The sequence below is a fragment of the Desulfobulbus oligotrophicus genome (assembly GCF_016446285.1).
In the GTDB taxonomy this organism is placed as follows: domain Bacteria; phylum Desulfobacterota; class Desulfobulbia; order Desulfobulbales; family Desulfobulbaceae; genus Desulfobulbus; species Desulfobulbus oligotrophicus.
In genome coordinates this window covers 1,354,488-1,371,344 of record NZ_CP054140.1, presented here as the reverse complement: position 1 = coordinate 1,371,344, position 16,857 = coordinate 1,354,488, and the positions used below count along the sequence as shown (strand labels likewise).

The window sequence follows — 16,857 nt, the reverse complement described above, 5'->3', positions numbered from 1 at the left end:
GGCTTACCTCACAGGGGAATGTTTCCGTGTTTACGATCCGGGCCTTTTGTCTTCTTGCTGTCAAGCATCTGCAAGGTACGGATGAGATGTGACCGAGTATCACGAGGGAAGATAACATCATCGATATACCCTCGTTGCGCTGCCAAAAACGGGTTGGCAAAAGTGCGGCGATACTCTTCCATTTTTTCATCAAGCACTGCCTCCGGATCTTCAGCTGCATAAATCTCCTTGCGGTAAATCACCTCGGCTGCCCCTTTAGGCCCCATCACTGCGATCTCAGCTGTGGGCCAGGCATAGTTGACATCACAATGAATGTGCTTGGAGTTCATAACCAGATAAGCACCGCCGTAGGCCTTACGAATGATCACAGAAACCCTCGGCACTGTTGCCTCGGTGAAGGCATAGAGCAGTTTGGCACCGTGCCGTATAATACCGCCATGTTCCTGATCAGGCCCGGGCATAAAGCCGGGTACATCAACAAGAGAAATCAGCGGAATATTGAAAGAATCACAAAAACGGACAAAACGGCCGGCCTTGACCGAGGCATCGATATCAAGAACCCCGGCCAGCACCGCCGGTTGATTGGCGACAAGCCCTACGGTCTGACCACCAAGACGACCGAAACCACAGATAATATTACGGGCAAAACCTGCATGAACCTCCATGAACTCTGCGCCGTCGAGAATGGAATGAATCAGCACGTTCATGTCATAGGTCTGGTTGGAGTTGCTCGGAATCAGATAATCAAGAACCGGATCAGTCCGGTCAGGCGCATCACTGAGATCCAGAATGGGGGCCTGCAAACGGTTATTGGAGGGGAGATAACTGATCAGCCTCCGTACCTCCCGAAGAGCCAGCACATCATTATGCACAGTAAAATGGGCGACTCCACTGGCACCCGCATGGATTTTAGCTCCGCCAAGATCCTCAGAGGTGATATCCTGGTGCGTAACGGTTTTAACCACAGAGGGACCGGTCACAAACATATAGGACGAGTCCTCAACCATGAACACAAAATCAGTGATTGACGGACTATACACCGCACCGCCGGCACAGGTCCCCATAACGCAGGAAATCTGAGGGACCACTCCGCTGGCTCGGACATTCCGATGAAAAATTTCACCGTAGGCGGCCAGGGCGTCGACACCTTCCTGAATACGGGCTCCTCCCGAATCGTTGAGGCCTATGATAGGTGCCCCGACTTTAACGGCCAGGTCCATAACCTTGCAGATCTTCTGCGCATGGGCCTCCCCCAGGGAGCCGCCAAGAATGGTGAAATCCTGACTGAAGACAAAAACTTCACGACCGTCAATGGAGCCATGGCCGGTAATAACACCGTCACCCAGATAGTTCTTTACGCCTCCGAGACTGCTGCCGCGGCCGACCTTCAGAACATCGAATTCCTCAAAAGTGCCTTCATCAAGGAGTAAATCAAGACGCTCCCGGGCGCTCAACTTCCCCTTACGGTGCTGAGTCTCTATCTGCTGAACTCCGCCGGCAGAAACAGATTCCGCACGCAGCCTCTCCAAAGTTTCCAAGGTAGCCTGGTATTGTGTGTCCATAAATCCCGTCACCCCGTTGTAGAATCTGACCAATCAACAAAAAGACGCCAGACTCTCGATTCATCTTTACCTACCGCACCGACGGCACATCGTATTCCCTGTTTATCAACCGCATAGCTCTGGTATCGGCCTGACCGGTGTGATGCAAAATGCCCATGAAAAATGCAACTTATCATAAAAGATCCGGTTTAGTCTGCAAAAAACAACCAAATACCTGCGACAGGCACCCAATCGTGCATGCTGTACACTGGACGGCATACAAAAATACGCACCAAAATGACGATGCTGTTGGTACCGGTTACTCCATAAACGCATGGAGATCAGTCATGTTGCTGCAGACCGACCCATGCCTGATGACAACAACAGACCATCACTTTTCAATCCGGTGGAGGTCCGGCAGCATTGAGAAAACAGCGTCCAGCAATGCACCGGTACAAGCATCAAACTCCTCCGTGTTGATGATTACAAACATGTCAGGCCTTTTTAACAAAGCAGCATTTTTTTATACAGGAGGCGGCTCCCCTTCTGACACTGTGTGACCACTATTATTCATCTTCAATGAAGGGTACACTCCTCTTCTGATCACAGGGACGGTATGAGTGAGGCAGATCAAAGACAAAACAGGTGTTGCAGCCGGTTAAATCGGCCGGCAGCCGGACCTGACAACAAAAACGTGCAGGTACTGCCTATCCGTGTGCAGAATGCATAAAAGCAACTGTTCATAAACCACAACCAGGACACCTGTACACGATCGCCACATACGACATCGGTGTTTCTTCTCATTTCATTGCCTGTGCGCAGATCTCTGTCCTCTCCCGGCGTTGCACCCAGCCCGCATCAAACAGGCACGACCAATGCAAGGATATAAAAAACTCGACAATTCTGCTGCGTCTTGCAACAGTTATGTGCAATAGTGTGGCATGCACGGACCTGCCGCCACACTATTGTGGCAAAAAAGCATCCAGTCAAACAATGAACCAAAATCATGTGTCATGGATACCAAAACAATAGAACAGTATGTCGAACACTATAAACTGCTGCGGGAAATCGGCGAGTTGCAGGTCGAATCCGTTGCCGACGACACCGTCTTTCTGACCCGGTGTTGCAGCTTACTGTTGAAGGCTTCCAAGTACCCACTGATATGGGTGGCACAGAGTACTCCTGAAGGGCAGATCGTACCGGTCACCATTGTTGCTCAGGCCGGATTACCTGCCAGTCAATCTCGTGAGCTGATTCTCGATTGCCTGCAAAACCCTTTCTTTACCGACATCTTAACCAAAATCACGGCCCAGACAGAGCCTGTTATCAGTGAACTGAACACACCAACCAATAACCGGTCATTGCATCTGCCGGCAACCATGACAGACGGCTTTTCCTGGGGCTCATGGCCGCTTGTTCATAATCAGAAAAGCTATGGAATCCTCAACATCTTTTCAACAGGCGTATCACCTTTTAAGGGTATTGAGTTTGACTTTATCTCCAGTATAACGGCAACCATATCCCGAGCGCTATCACTTCGTCATGCTACCCGTCATCTTCGCCTGGAACATGACTTTAACTGTGAAATAGTGCAGACGGTGCAGGCGTTGCTGGTCTCCCTTTCCCCCTGCGGAGAGATTCTCTCCTTCAACCCCACGGCGGAGGAGGTCACAGGTTATACCGAATCAGAGGTAAAGGGTAGATTCTGGGTGGATGTCCTTATCAGACCTGAAAAACGAGCAGAGAGTCAGAACAAATTCTCCAAGGTGCTGCAAGATGGTCATTCTGAAATGAACTTTCAGGCTGAGCTCCTCACCCGGACCGGTGAGACACGAATGATTGAATGGCATGGATCTATTCGCCCGGATATAGAGCGAGGCAAGGTAGGACTGGTGCTATTCGGTATAGATATCACCAATAAACTTGCTGCCGACCAGGCGCTCAATCATGCTCTTGCCAAGTGGGAAAACATCTTTTCCTCGGTCCAGGACCCGGCCTTAATCGTCTCCACCCAGGGACTCATCATTGATGTCAACCCGGCCACGGTAGCAGCGGCGCGCAAACCAAGGGAAGCACTGGTTGGCAAAGAGGTTTGTGAGATTCTGCATGGCAACCGGCGTCCAGGGGCAATCTGCCCGCTGGAAGTGCTGCTCAGCCAGAATAAAAGTCGTATTTTTGAGACGGAACTCCAGGGCTTGCGGGGCAACTTTCTTCTGACGGTCAGCCCGCTCCGGGACAATGGCGGCCTTTCAGGTGCTATTCTGCTGCTTGCACGTGACATGACGGAAGAACAGCAGATGAAGGCGGAAGCGCTGCGTGCCGCTCAACTGGCTTCGGTTGGTGAGCTGGCCGCCGGTGTGGCCCATGAAATCAACAACCCCATCAACGGTATTATCAACTATGCCCAGATCCTGCTTGACTCAGAGCAGGCCGAAACCAACGCACATTTTCTCCACTGCATCATCAAGGAGGGAAAACGCATTGCCGGTATCACCAAAAACCTGCTCGATTTCTCCCGCGACCGTGAGCAAACCGCTGAACCGGTCGATGTGCCGACCCTGTTTCGTCACTGCATCGAACTGATCCGGCATCAGTATCTCATTGATGGTATCACCTTGTCGGAGGACTATGCAGAGAATCTGCCCCTGGCATTTTGCAATGCCCAGCAGCTTCAGCAGGTTTTTTTCAACGTCTTCAGCAATGCCCGCTACGCCCTGAATGAGCGTTACCCATGCACACATGCCGACAAACTCATTGCCATCGCCGCCTTTCCTAAACAACGTAACCGGCAGAACTTTATCCGTATCACCGTTACCGACTACGGTACCGGCATTGAACACGATCTCATGGATCGGTTGATGGACCCCTTTTTCTCAACAAAATCAAAAGGAGAAGGGACCGGACTCGGTTTGAGTATCAGCCACAATCTGGTCCGCGAAAACAAGGGCTATTTACGTATAAAAAGCCAGTGGAGAAAATGGACCACAGTTATCATAGATTTACCAGCTGCAAAGGAGAATGCGAGACAACATGCCTGAACACACAAAGTTGATCGGTCAACTGGCGGTACTGTTTCTTGTTGCTGCAATTCTGTTGCTGCTGATGGACCGCCAGATGCTCATTGGGCCGGAAGATCTCAAACAATGGCCGTTTGCACTGCTGTCACTTCTGCTCATGATCGGTTTATTTCTGATTGTCGCCTATCTGGCCTATTCCCAGACAAGCCGGGCAGAAACAGCACTTAACAATGTACAGCGACTGTTAACCGAGACCGAACGGGAACTTTCCGCCACCAAAGAAAACCTTGAACAGCGAGTGGAACGAAGGACCTTTGAAATCTCTGTTGCCAATGCCTCGCTCAACCGTGAAATTGCAGAACGCATCCAGGCTGAAGCTGAAACCGCCAGAATAAAACGACGCATGGAACTCATTCTTGAGTCTGCAGGTGAAGGGATCTTTGGTCTTGATATCAACGGTAAGGTGACCTTTGTCAACAAAGCGGCCGCCCTGATGATCGGATGGGAACCTGAAGATCTGGTCGGGAAATCACATCATGATTTAATCCATCATACTCAGGTTGACGGCGCCCCGTATCCGGTTGATCAATGTCCGATTCACCAGGCGTATCGTGACGGAAAGGTCCATTTCGGACGTGATGAAATTTTCTGGCGAAGAGACGGCGCCAGTTTTCCTGTCGAGTACATCAGTACGCCAATCCTCGACGGTAGTCGCCTGACCGGAGCAGTGGTGGTGTTTCGTGATCTGGCCACCTTCCCCCGACCTCTGACCCCAGGAGAAAAATCATGAAAGAGCTCGAACCGGGCGCTGCTATTCTGGTGATCGATGACGAGGAGAGCCTGCGCAATACCTTTCAATTCTTCTTGCAGAATCAAGGGTACAGTCCGGTTGTCACAGCAGCCACCTTTGAAGAAGCCGTGCGTGAAATAGGTACCCGCCGCTATGATCTGATCATCAGCGACATAGTGCTCGGAGGCCACACCGGTATCGATGTGCTTAAACGGACCCGTGAACTGGGCCTCAACTGCCCGGTGGTCATGATAACCGGCTATCCAACGGTGGAAACAGCAGCTGACGCTGTACGGCTCGGGGCATTTGACTACATCCCCAAACCTGTGGACAAGGAGACCCTGCTCAAAACAGCACGGTTGGCCCTCAAGCAGTACCAGCTCGAGGAGGGGCAACGACGTGCGGAACAGGAACGAGAGCGCAACCGGGCCTTTCTTGAAACAGTTTTCAAAAGCGTGACCGACGGCATTGTGACTGTGAATGACAACCTCGACATCATGGAACTCAACCCCGCGGCCCGATTACTGCTGAACGAACTGTACCCGGGACTGGTCGATCAGCGAAGCATCGTGCCCATGTGCGGGTTACACACCTTTTCGTCCTTAAAAAAAGACCTGCTGTACGTTTTAAAGACCGGACAGGAGAGTACCCCCACACTGTGCGAATGCGATATTGAGGGCGGACGCAAAAAGGTGGTCAGCATAGCCATTGCTCCACTCAAAGACGGGGCCGGCGGATATGAGGGCGCAGTTATGGTCCTGCGGGATCTGACAGCGCCGGATCCTCCCCAGAGCGGGCGGCGCAAGCAGTTTCATCGTTTTCTTGGCGCCAGCGATGCCATGCAGGCAGCCTACACCTTGATTGAAAATGTCGGCAGGCTTGATCTGAACGTCCTGATCACCGGGGAATCAGGCACAGGGAAAGAGCTTGCCGCCGAGGCACTGCATCAGGAAAGTCATCGTAAAAATCGACCGCTGGTCAAGGTCGACTGTACTGCTATCCCTGAAACGCTTCTGGAGAGCGAACTTTTTGGTCACCGCAAGGGTTCTTTCACCGGAGCTGATCGTGATCGCATGGGCCGGATCCTCCAGGCCGATGGCGGCACTCTTTTCCTTGATGAAATTGGAGATATCCCCCCAATGATGCAACTGCGACTCCTGCGTTTTCTGCAGGAGAGCACCTTTTATCCTGTCGGCCAGGATATGCCGCTCCGGGTGGATGTCAGGGTGATTGCCGCCACCAACGTCAATCTCAAAGAAAAGGTACAGGCCGGAGCTTTTCGGGAAGATCTCTACTTTCGCCTCCGTGTCATCGATGTCATCCTCCCACCCCTGCGAGAAAGGGGGGAGGATATTCTCCTGCTCGCACACCATTTCATCAATGAAATCGCCCCGAAGATCGATAAAAACATCAGCGGCATCTCTGATCAGGCTGTGCAGCTGCTGATGGGCTATCACTGGCCGGGCAATGTGCGGGAGCTCAAACACGTCATTGAGCGAGCCTGCGTGCTCTGTCCGGGGCCCACAATCGCCACGGATCATCTCTCAAAGGAAATCAGTCATCCTGTGTTACCTCCGGTAGCAACTTCCGATGCCGATACCGATGAAGGATCTCAACCCCATATGGCACAACCGGCAGCAGCAACGGAACTCACACCTGCTGAGTGTATTCTTCAAGCTCTTCAGAAAAGTGGTGGCAACAAGGCCAAAGCCGCCCGCCTGCTCGGCATCGATCGCACTACACTCTACCGCAGAATCCGGGCGTTGCAAATCGACCTCTCACAAATCGACACCTGAGAACCGCCACACTCCTGTAGCCACACAACTGTGGCTTTACTACAGTTATGTGGTGGGCCGTGCTCTTTCTCTGCACAGAGCTCCCCATGACAAGCCAATGATTTATATTGCTGATTTCTTGGCATTAATCAGTACACACTCAAAAATTATCCTTGCCGGTCATCTGCTGTTCCCACAGCCCCTCCTTTTAATGGATAATTTTTTATTCATTGATTTCAATATATTAGACAGGAAGTCACCTGTCGACAGCCAACACGCCGCAGTGTGGCACTGCCCATGCAAACGACCGTAACCAAGTGGATAAGTCCTCATCAACGTTCAACGCAAACACCATGAAAGGTTACGACCTCCCGCAAAACGCTCTGCTCACCTCCTTTCAGCAGCTCTTCACCACAGAAGAGCAATGCATTGCCTTGCTCTTTTCCCTGCGCTGGCCTGATGGGTTTATCTGTCCGCTTTGCAAAAATCGATATGCAGACATGCCGCCTCAACGGAACCTGCTCTGCCCCCACTGCGGCAACCGGACCTCACTGACAAGCGGTACACTTCTTCATGGCACCAAAAAAACAATACAGACATGGTTGCGCGCCACCTGGTGGTTTTGCCTTTCTCCCTTCGGCGTCAGTGCCAAAGAGCTGCAACGCCTCCTAGATCTCTCCTGTTATGAAACAGCCTGGAGCTGGTTGCAGAAAATGCGTCTTGCAATGGCTGCGGCCGATCAGAGGCGTTGCCATGGAGTCGTGGAGATCAGCTGTGACACCATAACGCCGGCACCCGAGCGCAAGAAGCATGCGCACATTCTGACCGCACTGGAAAGAGCGCCTGCCCATGACACTGTCGGACGAATACGCATGCGCCACATCCCTGTACTCAACAGACAAACGCTGACCGGTTTCCTGCAGGAGACCGTACAGGAAACCTCTGCTTTAATGACAAGCAGACAGCAGATACTGCCGCTGTGTCATCCCGGCAGTTCGTATACGATCTTCCATCTCGACCAGAAATCTCCAGCCCATATTCACAGTCTCCACAAAAGTCTGGAACACAGTCTCCATAGGGTGCACAGGGGAGGCGTTGCCATTAAATACCTGCAGCAGTATCTGGATGAATTCTGCTTTCGGCACAATGCCGCACTTCTGCCGGATCGCAATGCCGTGTTCACCGCACTGTTGACAGGTCTTCTCAATCAGCCGATCCAAAAACACCGCTGCCTTCAGACAACTGTTACTCAAGAAGCTATGGAGCCACTGTCATGAACAACCCGGTTCAGCTTGGCCTGCTCCTTCTGACCCTGACAATAATCGGGATAGCCGGCTACAATGTCTATCTGCTTGAAACAACTCCCCCGGAACGGAGCTATGCCGAATTTCTCAGCGACCTTGAGCAGGGCAATATTAAAAAAGTCCACTTCAAAGGCCAGATGCTGACAGGAGAAGATCGTTTCAGCCGAACCTTCGGCACCTTTGCCCCGGACATCGCCACCCTGCTCCCCCGATTACTTGAACACGATATACATATTACCGGAGAGAGCGACCGGGAATCCGGCACCTCAGGCATGTTGAAGATCCTGCTCCCGGGAGTACTTATCTTTGCGGGCTGGATGATCTTCAACAAGAAATTCACCTCTGAAAAATCAGGTGGCCGCCGCAGCTCTCGCTTTACACCCATTAAGGGAGAACGGGTTACCTTTGCTGATGTTGCCGGGATTAACGAGGCGAAAGAAGAACTCCAGGAAATTGTCGAGTTCCTGAAAAACCCTGCCAAATACAGTCGTCTTGGCGGACGTATTCCCAAAGGTGCCCTTCTTCAGGGGCCTCCCGGCACCGGAAAAACACTTCTTGCAAAGGCCATCGCCGGTGAGGCTTCGGTCGCCTTTTTTTCCATAGGTGGTTCTGACTTTGTTGAGATGTTCGCCGGTGTCGGTGCCTCACGGGTGCGGGAGTTGTTTGCCGAGGCAAAGAAGAACACACCCTGTCTGATCTTTATAGATGAGATTGATGCGATCGGCGGCCGACGTTCCGGTGGTGAGAGCTCCGGCGCCAGCGACGAACGAAACCAGACCCTGAACGCACTTTTAGTGGAAATGGACGGTTTCGGAACCAATGATACGGTTATCATGCTCGCCGCCACCAACAGACCCGACATCCTTGATCCTGCTCTGCTGCGCCCCGGTCGCTTTGATCGACAGATCACCCTCTCCCTCCCCGATGTCAAAGGGCGTCTCAAGATACTTGAAGTGCATGCCGGTAAAATTACCACTGCACAGGCGATTGATCTACCTGCCATAGCCCGATCAACCCCGGGTTTCAGTGGTGCGGAAATAGCCAATCTGGTCAACGAAGCAGCCCTCATGGCAGCCCGCTACAATAAAACAGAAGTGGACATGGATGACTTTGAGGAGGCCAAAGACAAGATCATAATGGGGCTTGAGCGTAAAAGTATCGTTCTCAGCGAACAGGATCGGCGTCTTACTGCCTACCATGAGGCAGGACATGCCATTGTCGGCCTCCTCATGGAAGAAACAGACCCCCTCCATAAAATCACCATTATCCCGCGGGGCCAGGCAATGGGTCTGACCCAGCAGCTCCCGCTGGATGATCGCCTCACGTACTCACGAGAATACCTGCTCAACCGTATCTCCATTCTCATGGGTGGAAGAGCTGCTGAAAGTCTCGTCTTCGGACGCATCACAACAGGTGCAAGCAACGACATCGCTCAGGCCACAGATATTGCCACCAGATTGATCTGTGAATGGGGCATGAGTGCCGAGCTCGGCCCTATTGCCTACCGTCGCAGCACGGACGACTTCCTCGGCAGCAGTGCTCAGAATACGGAACACAGCGAACTCACCGCCCAGCATATTGACAGGGAAATCAGCCGGATAATCGGTGACTGCTATGAACAGGCCGCGTCTTTACTCAAAAAGCACAACCGCTTTCTCCATACTCTTGCTGAAGTGCTGCTCCTCAACGAGACCATGGATGCCGAGGAAGTGGATATCGTCTACCGCAATTATCTGAATGAACAAGATCTTGAACACACTTTGATAAAAACCAGCATAAACACACATGCAAACAATTCTTATCAACAAACGGAGGATATCCAATGAAGACAACCCACCGGACCCTGTTCGTAGCGGTGGCTCTGCTGCTGGCCGGGGCATCGCCTGGACTCGGACAGACCATGGACGAGTACGATGCACCAACAACTGTCACCATAGACAGTTTGAGTGAGTTGTATGAACCGGTCATTTTCAGTCATGTTCGTCATACCAAACTCGCCGGGTGCAAGGATTGTCATCACCACACCACCGGACATCAGGACATGCATCCAAACTGCGTCCGTTGCCACCTGCATTCACCGCCGTCACAGACTGTCTCCTGCAAAGACTGTCATACCAGACAACAGTTTTACCCGGAACAGGTCACTGAACTCAGTAATCCCAATATTTATCACATCGATAAACCCGGCTTAAAAGGTGCCTATCACCTTAACTGCATTCCCTGTCATGTGGAAAAAAATGCCCCGTCCCACTGTGAGGGTTGCCATGCCATGACCGATGCCGGCAAAGATTTTTTCTATCTGACAGACAAGACATCTGCAACAACGAAGAATAAAGACAACCGTGTCCGCTGATTTCGGCCGTTTGTTTACTTTTACAACCTGAGGTGCATGAACATGAAAAAACTGATCAACCGGCGAAGGTTCCTCCAAGGCAGTTTAGTCGCATCTGCCGCTGCGACCTTTCCCCTGGCCAAAAACACGGCAGCGGCCACCTTTGAAGGGTATCCCGACTCCATGGGAGTACTTGTCGACCTGTCACGTTGCGTTGGCTGTCGAAGCTGTGAAGCGGCCTGCAACAAAGAACAGAATCTGCCTGCCCCGGAAAAACCCTTCAATGATTTTTCTGTCTTTGATGAACTCTCCCATGGCCAGAAACGGCGCACTGACGAAACCCGTTACACGGTTGTCAACCGGCACGACATCCCCGGATTAAATCACCCGCTTTTCCGTAAAATCCAATGTAATCACTGCCTGGAACCGGCCTGCCTGACCTCCTGTTTTGTCAACGCCTACACCAAGACCCCGGAAGGGGCTGTCATCTACGATGCCAGTGTTTGTGTCGGTTGCCGGACCTGTATGATCGCCTGTCCGTTCAACATTCCGGCGTTCCGTTACTCCAGCGCTTTTGATCCCAAGATCATGAAATGTATCTTCTGTCACGACACCCGTCTGGTCAAAGGTCTGCCCCCTGCCTGCGTGGAAGCCTGTCCGCAGGAGGTCATGACATTCGGCCGCCGGACAGATATCTTGGAAATGGGTCGGCAGCGTATACGCGAAAATCCGGCAGCATACGTTGACCATATCTACGGTGAACATGAGGCGGGAGGTACGGCCTGGATGTACCTGTCACCAGTCCCCTTTGAACAGGTTGAATTCAACACCGCTGTTCCTAAAGAACCCATACTGAACTATGTCAAAGACTTTCTGTCGATCGTGCCCATGGTGCTAACCATTTGGCCCGCTCTGTTTACCGGGATTCACCTGCTGGCAACAAAAAAAGAAAAGATGGAACAACAGAAAAAGAGCGAGGGGTCTGAATCATGAAAACCTTTATTGAAAATAAACCGGCCACCGCCATACCCATTGTTTCCCACCTCAATCCAACTGGGGGCCAATGGAATTTAAAAGAAAAACTCTGGCTTGGTTTAAGCAAGCAGGAATATAAAGAACAGTTTCTCCGTAATCCGGTCAACTGGGTACTTATCTTTATCTTTGCCATCGGCATTCCGATTCTGCTCCAGCGCTACATCTTCGGATTGGGATCGATCACACACGCATCGAACGACTATCCCTGGGGGTTGTTTCTCGGCTTTGGTCTGTTCGGCATGGTTCCACTGTCAGCCTCAGGCTTTCTCCTTGGCACGACAGTGGAGATCTTTGGTCGTAAAGATTTCACGCCCATTGAACGACTCGCCCTGCTCAATGGACTGCTCGGCTACTTCTTTGCCGTTGTCTATCTTCTGGTCGATCTCGGCATGCCCTGGCGGCTGTACTATCCGATGATTGTCTCGCTGGGGCCCGCAGCTGTACTTTTTCTTGTTGCCTGGCACGTTGCCACCTATCTTTCCGTACAGATAGCCGAAGTCTCTTCAGCTTTCTTCGAATGGATAGGCTGGCTCAAGGGAAAACGATTTATCAAGTCCATAACCATCGGGCTCACCGTTTCCGGTATCATTCTCTCTACGCTCCACCAGGGGGCATTGGGAGCGCTCTTCACCTATGCTCCCGCCAAGGTTCATCCACTGTGGTTATCAGCCAACTTTCAATGGATCCACTTCTTCTGCTCGGCCATCTTTGCCGGTCTATCCATGGTCATTGTCTCGGCAGCACTTTGTAAACGCTATATGACATGGCGTTGCGACAACCAGTTTCTTCACAATATCGATCGCTGCACCTTAGGCCTGGGAAAAGGCTGTGCCTATGCTCTGATCACCTATCTGGTCATCAAGCTGGTGGGAGTCGCCCATGATAACGAATGGGCCTACCTGCTCACCGGATGGGGCCAATACTTCATGCTGGAAATGGCCCTGGCCGTGATCCTGCCCATGATACTTTTTGCCTACGGTGTCAAACACCAACGGGTCGGCATGGTCCGTTTTGCCGCCTGGATCAGTGTTTTCGGAATTATCTGGAATCGGCTCAACACCTCCATGATCTGCTTTAACTGGCAGATGTATCAGGAGATTCCGCACTGGAAAGAGATCTGGGCAACCATCACTGTCTTTGCCATTTACTTTATCGTCTATCGTTTCATCCTCTATCGCCTGCCGATCCTGTACCAATGGCAGGGCGAGAGATAACCCGTCCGTCAGCGGATTCCGGCAATTGAAAGGGCATCAATCCGGAATCCGCCATTCTTCTGGAGACTGTTATAGTGGCAATGAAACGAGAGGACATGAGAACAACCCACTGGTTACGCTGGCCGCTCAGACGACTGTTTTTTACCATAACCACCACGGTTTTAGTTTTTCTCACTCTTGTTCTTCTGCTCGGTGTTCGCCAATACCTCTTATATGACCAGTGTCAACAGGCTGTCATTGATGCTGATCGTTTGCTGTTTCAATTCACTGGCATCAAAGACCATCTCAATGAATCTCTGGTGCTGGAAAAAGAGATCAGCCTGCATACCCTGAGCGGCGAACTGCTCCACCTTGAAAAAGAAATGGAGCAACTCAAGGGCAACATCCTTGTCCCGGAAAATCTTAAGACCACACTCCCTACCAGAGTTGAACTTGTCGGTATAGAGGTCCGGCTCCGGGCCATCCATGAAAAACGTCATGACCGGGCCGGAGAGGTTGCAGAGGTGCTGCGTATCCTCAACAACACCAATATTACTTTGCAGCAGTTCCGATTTTTGCTCACTGACCACACCCAGGGCATCCTGGTTGGGTTGCACCGGATTATAATAGGTACCCTGGGCTTGATCGTCGTGCTGTCATGCACACTGCTCTATCTGCTCAACCGTTATCTCGCCGCCCCTATTCTCAGTCTCTCCCAACTGCCGGCCTTAAAGAGGCAGGAGGAAGAGGACCATGCACAGTACTCAATCGACACCCTGGTGAACCGACTCCATCATCTTCTGGAAGAAAAAGACCACCCGCTGCAACGGACGACAGACTCCGAAATCACCAGCGCCGCACAGATACAACAAGAGGCGCTTCGCTACCGATACGCAACAACAGGCTATATCGGGTCCGAGCTGGCAAGCGAACTGACAAACAGCCTCAACGGCGTCATGAACTACACCCAGACGCTCATCGATATCTGTGAACATGGTATCAACCGGGAACGTGAAATAACCCTCTGCCAGGCACTGATGAAAGAAGAAAAAAAGTCCGTCGAACTTGTTGCCGCCTTACAACGAATCAGCCAATGGCAGGCTGCCCGCAGCGGGTCGGACATACCTCTGCGTGTAGTATTTGATCTGCTGGCACTCGTTCTTGAAAAACCATTACGCATTGAAACCATTGTGCTCAACCTCCCCGCCAACTGCCGACACACGGTCACGGTTCCGGCCGGTGACCTGTGGCTCGTCCTTCTCACCCTGCTTCACCAGGGAAAGATGGCGTTAAACCGTAAGCCAACAGACCCTGACACAGACAGGCAGCTCGGCATCCTCTGCCGCGAACACCCCGAAACAGCTAACCGACTGCAGTTACTCCTGACAAACAGCGCCTCCTCCTGGCACGAAGATCCTGCTGATGCAGTCTGGCCAACCTCAGCCTTCTGCGCACATCTGTTGCACCTACATGGCGCATCACTCATCCCAGAGGACACAACCCGGGCAAGCCACATCACACTGGATCTACCCTGCCACACCATATCGTCCTGAATCCCCCCTATCCTCAGCAGTTACCACACCATCCACAGGTGCATGGTCCAGTACACACCACGCTTTTCCCCACCCTACAACCTGTCTGCAATACTTCACCACACCCCAGCACCACAGTCACCACACTTTTACCACTGTTTTGCAGCACTGCTGTGGCCGCCACAGATCATCACAACACTACCGTTGCACCGACGCAAGGCGGCAATATCGCGAAGATAAAATTTTATATGTAATTATTTCATAGCGTTACAAGGATACACGTTTTCCCGCCACAAGAGGTTCAAGACTGGCACTGCAGGTGCAACTACCCAGGCAAAACAACGAACACTCGGCAAAACAGCCACTCAAGGAGGACACCATGACTACACAGATCGTTAACAAGAATGAGGCTAAGGTTGATCTCGGGCAGGAAACTTCCAAGTTCACGGTACGGATTATCATGGCCATGGCAGGGTTGATTGGTCTCTGGGCCACTGCCTGTCTCATCGGCGGGCTGGCAAGCGGCGGCATAGGCAATCTGATCAAAGGATACATCAGCACCATTGTCGGTCTCTGATGTGCAGCATAATCATAGAAGGAAAGGAGTATACTCATGTCTACGGTAAAAAGTTCTAAACGGGTCACCACAATCATGATGGCATTCGGTACCCTGGTCATGCTCTGGGTAGTAGCGGCCTTTGTCGGTGCTCTCCACCAGGTTAACTGGCAAGTCGGTGAGCTGGCACGACAGTACATGATGGCAACGGGCATGCTGAAACCCATGCATACCCTGGTCGACTTCTACTCCCATATCAAAGGTATCGAGTACCTGATATGTGTAGCGTTTTTCGTCGCGTTCCCGATCTTCTTCAAATATGTGAATAAGGAAAAGCGACGGGTGACTGTCAACAACTAACCAGACCGGATTCTGACCGGGGCCGGACTTCCCGACGTGCGATATCTTGCAGGTCCAGGGAAGTACCGGCCCTTTCTATTTCTTATTCACGGCAGAGGCCGCCTGTCGATACTCCTCTTCACCAAAACCGCCACACTCCCGTTTATCGGCCTGAACATGTCCACACCTCACCTTTCCCAATAAAAAGACTTTGTCCGGCTTTGCTCCAGGATACTGTTGCAACACACCGTAACGACACCATCAACAATGCAGAAAAGCGACTAAACCAGCAACTGTACCGTCGCACATCCGCACCTGTATCCATACTCACACTCACCCACAAAAAAATAAATAGTATAAAATCAATACTATATATAGATATCAGCGCTGCCGTCAACATGGCATTGTATTTGCTTGGTTATATACAAAACAGACCGTCACCTCGAGGGATGCGGCTCGTGCAGCATTGATCGCGGTGAGGAGATTTTCTGCCCGGGGCTGTCTCTGATCTTGTAAAACGACTCCGCTCAGGGCAGGCAACATTATGCCAAGGCAAGGAGGAAACGATATGCCGGGAAGAGATGGATCAGGACCTTTGGGAAAGGGATCAATGACTGGACGGGGAGCAGGATTTTGCGGCGGTACAGGCGTGCTGGAGTACACTCCGGGCCAACTGCGTGGAGGCCCGGGGAGAGGAGGCGGCATGCGGACCGGCAGAGGTCGCGGATTTGCCGGCGGAGGCCGTGCATTCTGCCGCAGATCGTCTGCCCAGAGAGCTTTTCGCGGTTGGGGCCTGGGTCCCGGCTGGGGACAAGGCCTGGGCAACGGTATGGCCTCTTTTGAAGCTGATGCCGGCGAGCAAAGGCAGGCGCTCAAACTGCAGGCTGAACATCTGCAGACAAGGCTGGATGCTGTGAATCAGCGCCTGGCACTTCTGAACCAGGAACAATCGGCTGCATAAAGGCTCTCTCTGCACAGGTGTTCATCAACCCATCTACGGTGCTGTCAGCTCAGCATCACGGAAAGATGGTGAACACCTGGTCTTTCAGCCGCAAACAAGCATAACAGGAGGCAAACATGAAAATCGCATTTACAGTTGCAGGGACCGATATGAGCGCAGCCATAGATCCCCGCTTTGGGAGATGTTTCGGATTCCTCATCTACAATCTGGACGACGATACCTTTGCCATGCATGAGAATAAAAACCGTGAAGCTGCACACGGTGCCGGTATTCAATCAGCGGAATCCCTGGTACGATCCGGTGCCCAGGCAGTGATCACCGGTCAGTGCGGACCAAAGGCGTTTCAGGTACTGCGGACTGCCGGGATCAAAATTTTTGCGACAACAGCGACAGGCGTTGCCGACGCTCTTACCCTGTACCGTCAGGGCAGGCTTCCGGAAATCAGCGCCCCGCACGCGCAAGGTCGCGGACGCTGATCAGAA

15 protein-coding genes are annotated in these 16,857 nt (G+C 52.0%); 14 read left to right on the top strand and 1 reads right to left on the bottom strand.

What is annotated here, in order from left to right; genetic code table 11:
• Window positions 1-8 precede the first annotated feature (8 nt).
• On the bottom strand, window positions 9-1,562 hold the full coding sequence (locus tag HP555_RS06120) for an acyl-CoA carboxylase subunit beta (protein ID WP_233249268.1): 1,554 nt from the start codon (window positions 1,560-1,562) through the stop codon (window positions 9-11).
• 155 nt (window positions 1,563-1,717) lie between these two features.
• Between HP555_RS06120 and HP555_RS06115 the strand changes: the two genes are divergently transcribed.
• From HP555_RS06115 to HP555_RS06050, 14 genes are all read left to right on the top strand, one after another.
• Window positions 1,718-2,101 (top strand): hypothetical protein, encoded by a 384-nt coding sequence (locus HP555_RS06115; protein WP_199264292.1) that lies wholly within the window; start codon window positions 1,718-1,720, stop codon window positions 2,099-2,101.
• A 453-nt stretch (window positions 2,102-2,554) separates the two neighbouring features.
• A complete protein-coding gene (locus HP555_RS06110) occupies window positions 2,555-4,579 on the top strand; it encodes a PAS domain S-box protein (RefSeq protein ID WP_199264291.1) in 2,025 nt (674 codons plus the stop codon).
• Window positions 4,572-5,348 carry a PAS domain-containing protein gene (locus HP555_RS06105; RefSeq protein WP_199264290.1) on the top strand — a complete coding sequence of 259 codons (777 nt, stop codon included), beginning with the start codon at window positions 4,572-4,574 and terminating at the stop codon, window positions 5,346-5,348. The genes HP555_RS06110 and HP555_RS06105 overlap by 8 nt, the downstream gene beginning before the upstream one ends.
• Window positions 5,345-7,144, top strand: a complete 1,800-nt coding sequence (locus HP555_RS06100; protein ID WP_199264289.1) for a sigma-54 dependent transcriptional regulator — start codon at window positions 5,345-5,347, stop codon at window positions 7,142-7,144. The genes HP555_RS06105 and HP555_RS06100 overlap by 4 nt, the downstream gene beginning before the upstream one ends.
• 332 nt (window positions 7,145-7,476) lie before the next feature.
• Complete coding sequence (locus tag HP555_RS06095) at window positions 7,477-8,400, top strand: IS1595 family transposase (RefSeq protein WP_199264288.1); 924 nt, start codon at window positions 7,477-7,479, stop codon at window positions 8,398-8,400.
• Entirely contained in the window at window positions 8,397-10,253 is a 1,857-nt protein-coding gene (gene ftsH, locus HP555_RS06090; protein ID WP_199264287.1) for an ATP-dependent zinc metalloprotease FtsH, read from the top strand. The genes HP555_RS06095 and ftsH overlap by 4 nt, the downstream gene beginning before the upstream one ends.
• On the top strand, window positions 10,250-10,780 hold the full coding sequence (locus HP555_RS06085) for a cytochrome c3 family protein (protein WP_199264286.1): 531 nt from the start codon (window positions 10,250-10,252) through the stop codon (window positions 10,778-10,780). The genes ftsH and HP555_RS06085 overlap by 4 nt, the downstream gene beginning before the upstream one ends.
• 42 nt (window positions 10,781-10,822) lie before the next feature.
• A complete protein-coding gene (locus HP555_RS06080) occupies window positions 10,823-11,752 on the top strand; it encodes a 4Fe-4S dicluster domain-containing protein (RefSeq protein WP_199264285.1) in 930 nt (309 codons plus the stop codon).
• Window positions 11,749-13,008 (top strand): polysulfide reductase NrfD family protein, encoded by a 1,260-nt coding sequence (locus HP555_RS06075; RefSeq protein ID WP_199264284.1) that lies wholly within the window; start codon window positions 11,749-11,751, stop codon window positions 13,006-13,008. The genes HP555_RS06080 and HP555_RS06075 overlap by 4 nt, the downstream gene beginning before the upstream one ends.
• 80 nt (window positions 13,009-13,088) lie before the next feature.
• Window positions 13,089-14,540, top strand: a complete 1,452-nt coding sequence (locus HP555_RS06070) for a hypothetical protein (protein WP_199264283.1) — start codon at window positions 13,089-13,091, stop codon at window positions 14,538-14,540.
• Window positions 14,541-14,898: 358 nt separating this feature from the next.
• Entirely contained in the window at window positions 14,899-15,096 is a 198-nt protein-coding gene (locus tag HP555_RS06065; RefSeq protein WP_199264282.1) for a hypothetical protein, read from the top strand.
• Between the two features lie 36 nt (window positions 15,097-15,132).
• Window positions 15,133-15,435, top strand: coding sequence for a hypothetical protein (locus HP555_RS06060; protein ID WP_199264281.1), 303 nt, complete (start codon window positions 15,133-15,135; stop codon window positions 15,433-15,435).
• A 547-nt stretch (window positions 15,436-15,982) separates the two neighbouring features.
• Complete coding sequence (locus HP555_RS06055; protein WP_199264280.1) at window positions 15,983-16,375, top strand: DUF5320 domain-containing protein; 393 nt, start codon at window positions 15,983-15,985, stop codon at window positions 16,373-16,375.
• 116 nt (window positions 16,376-16,491) lie between these two features.
• On the top strand, window positions 16,492-16,851 hold the full coding sequence (locus HP555_RS06050; protein ID WP_199264279.1) for a NifB/NifX family molybdenum-iron cluster-binding protein: 360 nt from the start codon (window positions 16,492-16,494) through the stop codon (window positions 16,849-16,851).
• Window positions 16,852-16,857: the final 6 nt, after the last annotated feature.

Bases quoted from the DNA above. Each gene is read 5' to 3' on its own strand.
- HP555_RS06120 (WP_233249268.1), bottom strand. From the start codon at position 1,562: ATGGACACACAATACCAGGCTACCTTGGAAACTTTGGAGAGGCTGCGT.
- HP555_RS06115 (WP_199264292.1), top strand. From the start codon at position 1,718: ATGAAAAATGCAACTTATCATAAAAGATCCGGTTTAGTCTGCAAAAAA.
- HP555_RS06110 (WP_199264291.1), top strand. From the start codon at position 2,555: ATGGATACCAAAACAATAGAACAGTATGTCGAACACTATAAACTGCTG.
- HP555_RS06105 (WP_199264290.1), top strand. From the start codon at position 4,572: ATGCCTGAACACACAAAGTTGATCGGTCAACTGGCGGTACTGTTTCTT.
- HP555_RS06100 (WP_199264289.1), top strand. From the start codon at position 5,345: ATGAAAGAGCTCGAACCGGGCGCTGCTATTCTGGTGATCGATGACGAG.
- HP555_RS06095 (WP_199264288.1), top strand. From the start codon at position 7,477: ATGAAAGGTTACGACCTCCCGCAAAACGCTCTGCTCACCTCCTTTCAG.
- ftsH (WP_199264287.1), top strand. From the start codon at position 8,397: ATGAACAACCCGGTTCAGCTTGGCCTGCTCCTTCTGACCCTGACAATA.
- HP555_RS06085 (WP_199264286.1), top strand. From the start codon at position 10,250: ATGAAGACAACCCACCGGACCCTGTTCGTAGCGGTGGCTCTGCTGCTG.
- HP555_RS06080 (WP_199264285.1), top strand. From the start codon at position 10,823: ATGAAAAAACTGATCAACCGGCGAAGGTTCCTCCAAGGCAGTTTAGTC.
- HP555_RS06075 (WP_199264284.1), top strand. From the start codon at position 11,749: ATGAAAACCTTTATTGAAAATAAACCGGCCACCGCCATACCCATTGTT.
- HP555_RS06070 (WP_199264283.1), top strand. From the start codon at position 13,089: ATGAAACGAGAGGACATGAGAACAACCCACTGGTTACGCTGGCCGCTC.
- HP555_RS06065 (WP_199264282.1), top strand. From the start codon at position 14,899: ATGACTACACAGATCGTTAACAAGAATGAGGCTAAGGTTGATCTCGGG.
- HP555_RS06060 (WP_199264281.1), top strand. From the start codon at position 15,133: ATGTCTACGGTAAAAAGTTCTAAACGGGTCACCACAATCATGATGGCA.
- HP555_RS06055 (WP_199264280.1), top strand. From the start codon at position 15,983: ATGCCGGGAAGAGATGGATCAGGACCTTTGGGAAAGGGATCAATGACT.
- HP555_RS06050 (WP_199264279.1), top strand. From the start codon at position 16,492: ATGAAAATCGCATTTACAGTTGCAGGGACCGATATGAGCGCAGCCATA.